This is a genomic window from Bradyrhizobium sp. 25ACV (genome assembly GCF_054863005.1).
In genome coordinates this window covers 85,063-95,928 of the sequence record NZ_JAVAYO010000025.1, presented here as the reverse complement: position 1 = coordinate 95,928, position 10,866 = coordinate 85,063, and the positions used below count along the sequence as shown (strand labels likewise).

The window sequence follows — 10,866 nt, the reverse complement described above, 5'->3', positions numbered from 1 at the left end:
CCGGTTGGGCTCGCTCGCACCTTCGCAGGACTTGACCGTGGCAACGACGGCCAGGACCACACGGTTTTGCCGTACGCGCATTCGCTGGTCACCACATTATCTCCCGGCCTTGTCGACGTTGCCGAAAGAATGTGGCGAGACGAACTGAACAGCGCCGCTCATCCGCACGAAGCCTCGGGCTCACAGGGACTACCCGCCCTGCCCACGCCTCTCGTGCCGACGCTGCCGCGTCCACCGCAAGCCCGGCTCGCGATGCGTGACGACACATGATCGCCCCTCTTGGTGAGCCGGGATGGACGACACATACGCCGAAACCGAATTTCGGTAAAGTGGAATATTTTTGCGCGCGTGGATTGACAGAGGGCGACACAGGCTCGGTGCCGTAGCCCGGATGAGCGGAGCGACATCCTGGTTTCCACAAGCACTGTCCCGGGTATCGCTGCGCTGACCCGGGCTACGAGGGTACCCGCGCGTCAAAAAAAGGGCGGCGCAAAGCGCCGCCCTTTTCGCGCAACCCATTCCGGGCCGCGTTGAAAACAGCCGCTCAGTAGCCCGGATCGTAATAGAACGGACTGCCGCCGCCGTAATAGCCTTGACCGCCGTAATAGCCCTGACCGCCGTAGTAGGGACGCGAACCATAATAGCCGTTCTCGTAGTAGTCGCGGCGCCGCTGCTCGGCGATCACCCCGCCGATGATCCCCGCCGCGGCGCCCATGAAGGCGAGGCCTGCGGCGTTCGACCCGCGCCGATAATAGTGGCGACGCCGGGCTGCGCTGAAATCGGTGACGTCCGAGGAGCCCTGCCCCGCAGTGACGGGCTTTCCAGACACCGCCCCGGGGGACGCCGCAGCCGAGGGCGATGCGGAGGTTGCTACCAATGCCAGGCTTGCGAACGCGGCCAGCACCATGTTGCGGCCGGCCGCGGAAATCATGGGTCTCACAGTCATTTTGACCTTCCTATAATCTTGCCGATGCTCTTGCCAAACGTAGGGATCGGCAAACCGGATTCAATGCGCAAACCGTTGAGATGGTTTCATGTTCGCGGCAATCTGCCACGCTTTGAACGATTGTAAACCGAACGACCAACTCGCAGCTTGAACCATCGAACCTGAGCGGATAATGAACAGCCGCGCCGTTTTTCGGTCGCCGTAAGCGTTTCACGTGAACCAACGCATCAACCGACGCCGTCGGGATCGATGCCATTTGCAGGGGTTCACCGTGATCGACGCGTCCTTTTCCAAGAGAAATCAGATGATTGTGGTTCGCAAACTGCCGGCGCGCTATGCGCCGATCGTGATGCCGTTCGTGCTGTCCATCCTCATGACGGCCGTGGTATCGGTCATTTCGACGCTCCGGAGCTTGGGGGCGACGCCGGCATTCCTCGCGACCTGGCCGGGCGCCTGGGCGCTGTCCTGGCTGGTCGCCTTTCCGACGCTGCTGCTGGTGCTGCCGATGGTGCGGCGGATCGTGACGCTCCTCGTCGCGGCCCCGCCTCAACCCGGTCGATAACCAGGAGCCAGCGCCTACGACAGCGCGCCGAGCACGCCGCGCGTCGCCTTGTCGATCTCCTCGACATAGCGGCGGCGGGCGAAGTTTTCGGTGAGGAAGCCGACCACCTTGCGGCTGTCGGTGGAATCCACCACCGCCAGCATTTCCGCTTCGGCCTCGTCGAACACCGCCATCGCCGACTTCACGTTCATTTCCGGGATCAGCACGATGTCGATCAGGCGGGCGAGCTCGATCACCTGGATGTCGTCGGCGATGGTGTCGAGGTCGCTGGAAAACAGGTCCGGCAGCAGGACCAGGCCTACATATTCGTCGGAATTGTTGACGATGACGATACCGGGCCGCGATCCCAGCGCGAACTCGCGGCGGACGGCGGCGATCGTCGTGGTCGAGGGCACCTTGCCGACGTCGGAGCGCATCAGCCGCTCGACGGTGAGATTGCGCAGCCAGCCTACGTCATTGGCGCTGCGGATGGTCTCGCCGCGCAGATGCAGGCGCCAGGTCGAGAAGGAGTGGCCGAACATGAAGCGGACGCAGATCGAGGTGACGATGCAGCCGGCGAGCACCACGGCGGTGACGTCGACATTGCGGGTCATCTCGAGCACCAGGAACGACATGGTCAGGGGGCCGCCGACGATGGCGACACCGAGCGTCGCCATGCCCGTCAGCATCGCCACCAATGGATCGATGGCGAAGTTCGGGCTGATCAAGAGCAGCACCGCGGCAAAGAACTTTCCAATCAGGCTGCCGACGAACAGCGAGGCGAAGAACAGGCCGCCGCGGAAGCCCGAGGCGAGCGAGACCAGGCAGGCCGTCACCTTCAGGGCGATGATCAGCGCGATCAGGCCGATCGTCATGTCGTGGAAGAGATCGAGCACCATGGCGCCATGGCCGGCCGCCAGCACCTGCGGCGTCACGATGGCGAAGCCGCCGACGATGAGGCCGCCGATCACCGGCCGGAGCCAGATCGGCAACCAGGCGAACAGGCGCTCGAACATCGGCGAGGAGCGCATCACGGCGATGCCGACGCCGCTGGTGATGAGCGCGAGCCCGATCAGGGCCAGATATTGCTCGACGCCGACGGCGCTGACCTTGGGTATCTCCAGCGAATATGGCGCGCCGCCGAGCCATTGCGCGGTCAAGGCGCCGGCGAGCGAGGCCGCCAGGATCGGGGCCGCGCTGCCGACCGAATAGACGCCGACGATCAGCTCGCAGGCATAGAAGGCGCCGGTGATCGGCGCGCCGAACGCCGCCGCGATCGCCGCGGCAGCGCCGCAGCCGACCATCAGGCGCAGATCGTTGCGGCGCAGATTGAAGAACTTGCCGAACAGCGAGGCGATCCCCGAGCCGATCTGGGTATAGCCGGCCTCGAGGCCGACCGAGGCGCCGCAGCCGTTCGAGATGAGCGTCTGGCTCGACACGATGACGCTGTCCCGCATCGACAGATTGCCGCCGCGCAGCGCGTTCGCCTCGATCGGGTCGACCGCGTTCGAAATCTTCATGCGCCGCCGCGACCACTCCATGATGCCAAGCGAAAGCCCACCCAGCGCCGGCGCGATCAGTGCCGCCCACGGGCTGACGCTCGCGTGGGCCGACAAGTGGACATCGACGGGAATTCCATAGATCACCACATGCGCGATCTGCGCGATATGCGCCATCAGCGTCACCACCGCGCCGGCCAGCGTACCGATCACCAGCGACAGCGGGATCAGGTAGAACTCGTTGCTGCGCAGGAGGGCGCGCAGCCGAACCATGGTGCGGTTCGTCCCCTTGCGATCCACGAGATGCCTGATCCGCACGAACACCTTCTGCCTGCCCTACCCTTCCGACAGGCCGTAGCCGGCCATGCGCTGGCGGACCCGCTCGATCTCGGCGCTGGCGAGCAGCGGCGGTTGTCCGATCTGGAGGCAGCCGTGATATTGCCGCGCCAGCGTTTCGACCTCGACGGCGAGCCACATCGCCTTGTCCAGCGTCTTGCCGATCGCGATCATGCCGTGATGGTCCAGCAGGCAGGCAAGCCGCCCCTCCAGCGCCCGCACCGCATGTTCGGACAGCTCCACGGTTCCGAACGTCGCATAGGGCGCGCAGCGTATGCTGTCGCCGCCGGCCGCCGCGATCATGTAGTGCACCGGCGGAATCTCCATGCCCATGATCGCCAGGATGGTGCAATAGGTCGGATGGGCGTGCACGACGGCGTTGACGTCATCCCGCGACTTCAGGATGTCGCGATGAAAGCGCCACTCGCTCGACGGCTTCTGATCGGGCGCATGTGTGCCGTCCATGGCCATGAAGACGATCTGGTCCGGCGTCATGGCCTCATAGGGCACGCTGGTCGGCGTCACCAAAAGCCCGTCCACATGCCGGACAGAGATATTGCCGGAGGTGCCCTGGTTGATGCCGAGCGCGTTCATGCGCCGGCAGGCGTCGATGATGGCCTGTCTCTTGGCGAGCTCTTCCGCTGTCGTCGACATCCCGATTTCCTGACGATGGGCTTGTTAGACCGGGAGTACGTCAAAGCAATATGGCAGTGCAAGCGAAAGCGGCCCGGATCCGGTGCCACCTTGTCGCCCCTCCCGCCAAACCACGAAATGGACGGCAAAATCAACGAATTCACGGATTGTCGCAGCCCTATGGCAGGCTGGTCCTGACCGCCGCAATCCCGTTGATCACGAACTGCACGGAATAGGCGGCGAGCAGCATGCCGAGGACGCGCGACAGCACCGCATTTCCGGTGCGTCCGAGAGTGCGCGCGATCAGCTGAGCCGAGACGAAGCACAGCATGCAGAGCAGGCAGACCGAGAGGACGACCGCGATGATCACCGCGAGCCTCGCCCCATAGCCGGCATCGCCCGAAAGCAGCAGCGTGGTCGCAATCGCGCCGGGGCCGGCCATCATGGGGATGGCCAGGGGAAACACCGCGACATCGGAGGCGTGCTCGGACGTCGCCTTGTCGGCCTCGCGGGCCTCGCGATGCGGACGATCGCCGAAGATCATCTGGTAGGACACGCCGAACAGCAGCAGCCCGCCGGCGATCTGGAAGGCGGGGATCCCGATCCCGAGCTGGCGCAGCAGCCAGTTTCCGACCAGCGCAATCACCACCAGGATCGAGGCCGCGATCAGCGGCGCGCGCAACGCAATGGTTCGTTTGACCTTGTCGGGCATGCCCCCGGTCGCGGCCAGGAAGGCCGGCGCAAGGCCGACCGGATCGACCACCAGCAGCAGCGTCACGAAGGCGGACAGGGCGAAGTCGAGCATGTGTCGGTGGGGTCCTTGGACGCTGGAACGATGGCTGCCGGGCTGACTTAGCCCAGCAAAGCCACTTTGGAAATCACTGGAGGCGACAATGAGCGACAGTGGAATCGGAATGCTTCTCGGCCAGCTCTCGGCCAACCTGCTCTGGCTCTGGTTCATCGGAGCCTTCGTGCTCGGCGGGGTCCTCGTCTATGGCGTGATGAAGGCCGGCCACCTCAAGCGCAGCGAGCGGGCGCAGCTCGATCGCAACACCGAGGCCCGACAGCGCCAGGAAGATCCCTACAAGCGGCCGACCTGAACGGTCGCCGCGCGCGCCGGTTGCAGTTTGGAACTTTCGTTCTCCAACCGGCTTTGAACGCCTGAGGATTGGGGAAGGAGATGCCTTCCCCGTGTCACCTCAAGAGGAGGACATATGGCTAAACGAGCGAAGAAACGCGCAACCAAGAAGACCGCAGCGCGCCGACCGCGTCAGGCGCCTAAAATGCTCAGCGACCTGTTTCTGGAGACGCTGAAGGACATCTATTTCGCCGAGAACAAGATCATCAAGACGCTGCCGAAGATGGCCAAGGCCGCGCAATCGAAGGATCTGGCATCCGCTTTCAACAAGCACCTGCGTGAGACCCAGGGCCAGGTCAAGCGTCTGGACCAGATCTTCAAGATGCTGGGCAAGCCTGCACGCGGCAAGCCCTGCGAAGCCATCAACGGCATTACCGATGAAGGCGCCGAGATCATGAAGGAGTTCAAGGGCGCACCGGCGCTCGATGCGGGTCTGCTCGCGGCCGCGCAGGCGGTCGAGCACTACGAGATCTCCCGCTATGGCACCTTGCGCACCTGGGCCGAGGAGCTCGGCATGCAGGACGCAGCAAGGCTGCTTCAGGCGACGCTGGACGAAGAAGAGGCGACCGATCATACGCTGACCGAGCTGGCGACATCCGTGATCAACCTCGAGGCGGAAGAAGATTACCGCGCCGCGGCCTGACGCGGTGCCCGCTCCATGACAGAACGCCGCGGCCAAAGCCGCGGCGTTTGCTTTTTGGGCCAAAGCCGCGGCGTTTGCTTTTGCGATCGCACGACGGCGCATGGCACGTCAGCGCCACTGCACTGGATTTCCCGGGAACCAGCCCCATATGCAGGCTTTCCCACCCCTGAGCCCGCATCATGCAACCGAAAAATCCCCTCGACTGGATGCTGTCCGAAGCCCTGGACCAGCTGACGCGCGCCGAGCGGCTGCGCCAGCAGTTCGGCCGCCAGGAAGCCTGCTGGGAGCCGCCGATCGACGTGCTCGAGACCGAGCATGAGCTGCTGATCCTGGTCGCGCTTCCCGGCGTCAACCCAGACAATGTCGAGACGGTGATTCATGACGGCGTGCTCGTCGTCTCCGGCCAGCGCACGCTTCCGCCGGAGCTTCGCAACGCCCGCATCCACCGGCTCGAGCTGCCGCAGGGGCGTTTTGAGCGCCGCATTGCATTGCCCCTCGGCCGCTACGCCATCAGCCGCTTCGTGATGGACGGCTGTGTCGCGCTACGCCTCGCCAAATCCTGAGGTCGATCATGGCCACCGAACAGATGAACAACGAACAGACCAGTAACGACGTGAAGATCCCCGAAGACGCGCTGATCATGGTCGCCGTACGCGACATGGTGCTGTTTCCCGGCGCGATCGGGCCGATCGCGATCGCGCGGCCGAAATCGATCGCGGCGGCGCAACAGGCGCTGCGCGAGCAGCGGCCGATCGGCATCGTCCTGCAGCGCAATCCCGAAGTCGACGATCCGACGCCCGACGATCTCTACCGGGTCGCGACCATCGCCAACATCGTGCGCTACATCACCGCGCCCGACGGCACCCATCACATCGTCTGCCAGGGCGTGCAGCGCGCGCGCATCCTCGACTTCCTGCCGGGGACGCCGTTCCCGGCTGCGCGCATCCAGCAGATTCCGGAGCCGACCACGACGTCGCCCGAGATCGAGGCGCGCGCGCTGAATCTGCAGCGCCAGGCCATCGAGGCGATCGAGCTGCTGCCGCAGGCGCCGCCTGAGCTCGCCGCGATGTTCCAGGGCACCACCGCGCCCGGCGCGCTGGCGGATCTGGCGACCTCGTTCATGGACATCAAGCCGCAGGACAAGCAGGAGGTGCTGGAGACCATCGACCTCGCCTTGCGCGTCGAGAAGGTGTCCAAGCATCTGGCCGAGCGGCTGGAGGTGCTGCGCATCAGCAATGAGATCGGCCAGAAGACCCGCGCCAGCTTCGACGAGCGGCAGCGCGAGGCGATCCTGCGTGAGCAGATGGCAACCATCCAGCGCCAGCTTGGCGAAGGCGACGGCAAGGCGGCCGAGGTCGCCGAGCTGACATCCGCCATCGCCAAGGCCAACATGCCGCCGGAGGCGGACGCGCACGCCAGGAAGGAGCTGCGCCGCTACGAACGCATGCCGGAGGCGGCCGGCGAAGCCGGCATGGTCCGCACCTATCTCGACTGGCTGATCGAGCTGCCCTGGGCGCTGCCCGCGGAGAAGCCGATCGACATCAAGGAGGCGCGAGCCATCCTGGACGCCGACCATTTCGGCCTGGAGAAGATCAAGGGCCGGATCATCGAATATCTGGCGGTGCGCAAGCTCGCCCCGCAGGGCAAGGCGCCGATCCTGTGCTTCGTCGGTCCGCCCGGCGTCGGCAAGACCTCGCTCGGCCAGTCCATCGCACGCGCGATGGATCGCCCCTTCGTGCGCGTCAGCCTTGGCGGCGTGCATGACGAAGCCGAGATCCGCGGTCACCGGCGCACCTATATCGGCGCGCTGCCCGGCAACATCATCCAGGGCATCAAGAAGGCTGGCAGCCGGAACTGCGTCATGATGCTGGACGAGATCGACAAGATGGGCCGTGGCGTGCAGGGCGATCCGTCAGCCGCCATGCTGGAGGTGCTCGACCCCGAGCAGAACGGGACGTTCCGAGACAATTACCTCGGCGTGCCCTTCGACCTGTCGCGGGTGGTGTTCATCGCGACCGCCAATATGCTGGACCAGATCCCGGGTCCGCTGCTCGACCGCATGGAGCTGATCAGCCTCGCCGGCTACACCGAAGAGGAGAAGCTGGAGATCGCGAAGCGCTATCTGGTGCGGCGGCAGCTCGAGGCCAACGGCTTGACCGCCGAGCAGGCCGAGATCGAGCCGGAAGCGCTGAAGCTGGTGGTCAAGGGCTACACCCGCGAGGCCGGCGTGCGTAACCTCGAGCGCGAGATCGGCAAGCTGTTCCGCCATGCCGCGGTGCAGGTCGCCGAAGGCACCGCCGCGAAGGTCGTGGTGGGGGCGAAGGACATCGCCACCGTGCTCGGCCAGCCCCGCTTCGAAGGCGAGATCGCGCAGCGCACCAGCATTCCGGGCGTGGCCACCGGCCTTGCCTGGACGCCGGTCGGCGGCGACATCCTGTTCATCGAGGCTTCGCGTGTGCCCGGCCGGGGCGGCATGATCCTGACCGGCCAGCTCGGCGAGGTCATGCGCGAGAGCGTGCAGGCTGCGCTGACGCTGGTGAAGAGCAAGGCCACGCAGCTCGGCATCGATCAGTCGGTGTTCGAGAAGAGCGACATCCACGTTCACGTTCCGGCGGGCGCAACCCCGAAGGACGGACCGAGCGCGGGCGTTGCGATGTTCACGGCGCTGACGTCCCTGCTCACCAACCGCACGGTGCGCAGCGACACCGCCATGACCGGCGAGATCTCGCTGCGCGGCCTGGTGCTGCCGGTCGGCGGCATCAAGGAGAAGGTGGTGGCGGCTGCGGCGGCGGGCCTGAAGCGGGTGATGCTGCCGGCGCGCAACAAGCGGGACTATGACGACATCCCGAAGAGCGCGCGGGACAGCCTCGAATTCATCTGGCTGGAGCGCGTCGACGAAGCCATCGCCGCGGCGCTCGAGCCGGCCGAGGTCAAGGTCGAAGCGGCGGAGTGAATGCGATGAAGAAACTGCTGGAGAAGGCGAAGAGATCGCGGACGACGCAGCGGCTGCGCCAGTTGCTCGATCGCGCGATCGACCGGGTTCGCGATGGGCTGGCGGCGCCAGGACTAGGTTCAAGGCCGCAGCTTCAACCCATTCCGGTCCGGGTGAAGCGCCGCAAGGGTTGAGCCCTCCGTCTCAGGCCCTCGCGGCTGCCCCAATCAAAAGGCCCCCTCCGACCGAGGGGGCCTTTGCGTTGTTAGCCCACGGCGTCCTTGGCCGCCTTGACCGGGCGGGCGCGGACGATCTTGCGGGCCGGCTTGGCCTTGAACATCATCTCTTCACCCGTGAACGGGTTGGTGCCCTTGCGCGCCTTGGTCGCGGGCTTCTTGATGACCACGAACTTGGCGAAGCCCGGCACCAGGAACAGGCCGTTCTTCTTGAGCTCCTTGTGACCGACGTCGGTCAGCGTCTCCATGACGTTCTTGACGTCGCGCTTGGAAAGCTCGGTGGCGGTCGCAATCTTTTCGATCAACTGCGATTTGGACATTTGGGTTGGCATCGTGTCTCCTCTGATTCGTTGCCGGTTGCATATTAGACCAACCGGCGAAGGCCTATAGCCTTCTGCACAGTTTTGTCGCGGTTTTACGGGCTTTTTTGGCCCTCAGCGGCAAAAAACCCTGCTTTTTAGCTACTTCCGGAGCGGGAGAAGCCTCAGGCAGCGGATTTTACCTTGTTTCAAAGGCCCGCACGCAACCTTGCTAAAGCTGATTCGCCGCTTTCGACAAGCGACGAGGTGCCTCTTTGTGCGCGGAGGAGCGCGTTTCGCCCTAGAAAATAAGGCTAGATCGTCGCGTTGGGACGTCTCACCTGCTCCCTCACCCTATTCCCACAGGGGGCGCGGCGAGCTTCGCTCGCGCTAGATGCGCTCGATGATGATGGCCGGCGCCATGCCGCCGGCGGCGCACATGGTGACGAGACCACGCTTGAGGTCGCGCCGTTCGAGCTCGTCGAGCACGGTGCCAATCAGGATCGAGCCGGTGGCACCGATGGGATGGCCGAGCGCGATCGAGCCGCCGTTGACGTTGACCCTGGCGCGATCGAGCTTGAGGTCGCGGATATATTTCTCAGCAACCACCGCAAACGCCTCGTTGATCTCGAACAGGTCGATGTCGTCGACGGTCAGCCCTGCCTTCGCGAGCACCTTGCGCGTCGCCGGCACCGGCGCGTTCAGCATCAGGGTCGGCGAGTCCCCCATGTTCGCCATGGCGACGACACGGGCGCGGGCCTTAAGGCCATGCGCCCTGGCGTAGGCGGGCGAGGCCAAGAGGATCGCGGCGGCGCCGTCGACGACGCCGGACGAGTTGCCGGCGTGGTGCATGAAGTCGATCTCGAGATCAGGATATTTCTGCAGGATCAGGCCGCGATAGGTCGTGCCCTTGTCGTCGAGCGCGTAGTCGGCGATCGCCGGGAATGCCGGCTTCAGGCTGCCGAGGCCCTCCATAGTCGTCTGCGGCCGCGGATATTCTTCGTGGTCGAGCGCAAGGCTGCCGTCCTCACGGTGGACGGGCACGAGGCTCTTGTCGAAGTGGCCGTTCGCCATGGCATACGCTGCGCGCTTCTGGCTCTCCAGCCCGAGCGCGTCGACGTCCCTTCGCGTGATGCCTTCGAGCGTCGCGATCGCATCCGCGCAGACGCCCTGATGCGATTGCGGATGCCGCGCGCGCAGGCGCAGATTGCCGCCGTCCATCATCATCGGGCCGCCGCCGCGGCGTCCTTCCATCGACATCATCTCGCAGCCGCCGGCGATGACGAGGTCTTCCGCGCCCGCCATGATCGAGGATGCCGCCATGTTGACGCTGGTGATGCCGCTTCCACAGAACCGGTCGAGCGTCACGGCGCTGGCTCGCACGTCATAGCCGGCATCGAGCGCCGACATCCGCCCGAGATCGCCGCTTTGGGTCGCGACCTGCGCGCTGCAGCCCCAGACGATGTCGTCGACATCGGCGGTGTTGATGCCGGTCCGGTCTGCGAGTGCGCGCAGCACGGTGGCGCCGAGCTGCTGCGGATGAATACCCGAAAGTGCTCCCTTGCCGGCCTTGCCGACGCCGCGCGGGGTCCGGCAGGCATCGATGATCAGCGCGTCAGCCATTGGCGTTGTCCTCTTGTTGTGGGTTGTTGAGGACGGTTCT

At 65.2% G+C, this 10,866-nt stretch carries 12 protein-coding genes and 1 pseudogene; 7 read left to right on the top strand and 6 right to left on the bottom strand.

What is annotated here, in order from left to right; genetic code table 11:
• Positions 1-270 (top strand): annotated as a pseudogene (locus RAD04_RS36815) (hypothetical protein); the annotation flags it as partial.
• A gap of 274 nt (positions 271-544) precedes the next feature.
• Here RAD04_RS36815 and RAD04_RS36810 read toward each other — a convergent pair.
• Positions 545-946 (bottom strand): hypothetical protein, encoded by a 402-nt coding sequence (locus RAD04_RS36810; RefSeq protein ID WP_461627689.1) that lies wholly within the window; start codon positions 944-946, stop codon positions 545-547.
• Between the two features lie 304 nt (positions 947-1,250).
• Here RAD04_RS36810 and RAD04_RS36805 point away from each other — a divergent pair, with 304 nt between their 5' ends.
• Complete coding sequence (locus tag RAD04_RS36805) at positions 1,251-1,508, top strand: DUF2798 domain-containing protein (protein ID WP_038949196.1); 258 nt, start codon at positions 1,251-1,253, stop codon at positions 1,506-1,508.
• 14 nt (positions 1,509-1,522) lie between these two features.
• On the opposite strand, the gene RAD04_RS36800 is transcribed toward RAD04_RS36805, so the two are convergent.
• The 3 genes from RAD04_RS36800 to RAD04_RS36790 all read right to left on the bottom strand — a co-directional run bounded on the left by RAD04_RS36800 (position 1,523) and on the right by RAD04_RS36790 (position 4,760).
• Positions 1,523-3,310: a chloride channel protein gene (locus RAD04_RS36800; RefSeq protein ID WP_461627688.1), complete on the bottom strand. Its 1,788-nt coding sequence runs from the start codon at positions 3,308-3,310 to the stop codon at positions 1,523-1,525.
• Positions 3,311-3,322: 12 nt separating this feature from the next.
• On the bottom strand, positions 3,323-3,976 hold the full coding sequence (locus tag RAD04_RS36795; RefSeq protein WP_461627687.1) for an L-fuculose-phosphate aldolase: 654 nt from the start codon (positions 3,974-3,976) through the stop codon (positions 3,323-3,325).
• 157 nt (positions 3,977-4,133) lie between these two features.
• Positions 4,134-4,760 (bottom strand): MarC family protein, encoded by a 627-nt coding sequence (locus tag RAD04_RS36790; RefSeq protein ID WP_461627686.1) that lies wholly within the window; start codon positions 4,758-4,760, stop codon positions 4,134-4,136.
• 88 nt (positions 4,761-4,848) lie between these two features.
• On the opposite strand from RAD04_RS36790, the gene RAD04_RS36785 reads away from it, so the two are divergent.
• The 5 genes from RAD04_RS36785 to RAD04_RS36765 all read left to right on the top strand — a co-directional run bounded on the left by RAD04_RS36785 (position 4,849) and on the right by RAD04_RS36765 (position 8,862).
• Positions 4,849-5,055 (top strand): hypothetical protein, encoded by a 207-nt coding sequence (locus RAD04_RS36785; RefSeq protein WP_091966675.1) that lies wholly within the window; start codon positions 4,849-4,851, stop codon positions 5,053-5,055.
• A gap of 114 nt (positions 5,056-5,169) precedes the next feature.
• Positions 5,170-5,736, top strand: coding sequence for a YciE/YciF ferroxidase family protein (locus tag RAD04_RS36780; protein ID WP_461627685.1), 567 nt, complete (start codon positions 5,170-5,172; stop codon positions 5,734-5,736).
• Positions 5,737-5,915: 179 nt separating this feature from the next.
• Positions 5,916-6,299 (top strand): Hsp20/alpha crystallin family protein, encoded by a 384-nt coding sequence (locus RAD04_RS36775; RefSeq protein ID WP_028142669.1) that lies wholly within the window; start codon positions 5,916-5,918, stop codon positions 6,297-6,299.
• Between the two features lie 8 nt (positions 6,300-6,307).
• Positions 6,308-8,689 carry an endopeptidase La gene (gene lon / locus RAD04_RS36770; RefSeq protein ID WP_461627684.1) on the top strand — a complete coding sequence of 794 codons (2,382 nt, stop codon included), beginning with the start codon at positions 6,308-6,310 and terminating at the stop codon, positions 8,687-8,689.
• Positions 8,690-8,694: 5 nt separating this feature from the next.
• On the top strand, positions 8,695-8,862 hold the full coding sequence (locus RAD04_RS36765) for a hypothetical protein (RefSeq protein ID WP_179735770.1): 168 nt from the start codon (positions 8,695-8,697) through the stop codon (positions 8,860-8,862).
• A gap of 71 nt (positions 8,863-8,933) precedes the next feature.
• Here the strand turns inward: RAD04_RS36765 and RAD04_RS36760 are convergent, their stop codons facing one another.
• Positions 8,934-9,236, bottom strand: a complete 303-nt coding sequence (locus tag RAD04_RS36760; protein ID WP_018320691.1) for an HU family DNA-binding protein — start codon at positions 9,234-9,236, stop codon at positions 8,934-8,936.
• Between the two features lie 357 nt (positions 9,237-9,593).
• On the bottom strand, positions 9,594-10,826 hold the full coding sequence (locus RAD04_RS36755) for an acetyl-CoA C-acetyltransferase (RefSeq protein WP_461627683.1): 1,233 nt from the start codon (positions 10,824-10,826) through the stop codon (positions 9,594-9,596).
• Positions 10,827-10,866 lie beyond the last annotated feature (40 nt).

Coding starts and splice junctions, on each gene's coding strand:
- RAD04_RS36810 (WP_461627689.1), bottom strand. CDS start 946: ATGACTGTGAGACCCATGATTTCCGCGGCCGGCCGCAACATGGTGCTG.
- RAD04_RS36805 (WP_038949196.1), top strand. CDS start 1,251: ATGATTGTGGTTCGCAAACTGCCGGCGCGCTATGCGCCGATCGTGATG.
- RAD04_RS36795 (WP_461627687.1), bottom strand. CDS start 3,976: ATGTCGACGACAGCGGAAGAGCTCGCCAAGAGACAGGCCATCATCGAC.
- RAD04_RS36790 (WP_461627686.1), bottom strand. CDS start 4,760: ATGCTCGACTTCGCCCTGTCCGCCTTCGTGACGCTGCTGCTGGTGGTC.
- RAD04_RS36785 (WP_091966675.1), top strand. CDS start 4,849: ATGAGCGACAGTGGAATCGGAATGCTTCTCGGCCAGCTCTCGGCCAAC.
- RAD04_RS36780 (WP_461627685.1), top strand. CDS start 5,170: ATGGCTAAACGAGCGAAGAAACGCGCAACCAAGAAGACCGCAGCGCGC.
- RAD04_RS36775 (WP_028142669.1), top strand. CDS start 5,916: ATGCAACCGAAAAATCCCCTCGACTGGATGCTGTCCGAAGCCCTGGAC.
- lon (WP_461627684.1), top strand. CDS start 6,308: ATGGCCACCGAACAGATGAACAACGAACAGACCAGTAACGACGTGAAG.
- RAD04_RS36765 (WP_179735770.1), top strand. CDS start 8,695: ATGAAGAAACTGCTGGAGAAGGCGAAGAGATCGCGGACGACGCAGCGG.
- RAD04_RS36760 (WP_018320691.1), bottom strand. CDS start 9,236: ATGCCAACCCAAATGTCCAAATCGCAGTTGATCGAAAAGATTGCGACC.
- RAD04_RS36755 (WP_461627683.1), bottom strand. CDS start 10,826: ATGGCTGACGCGCTGATCATCGATGCCTGCCGGACCCCGCGCGGCGTC.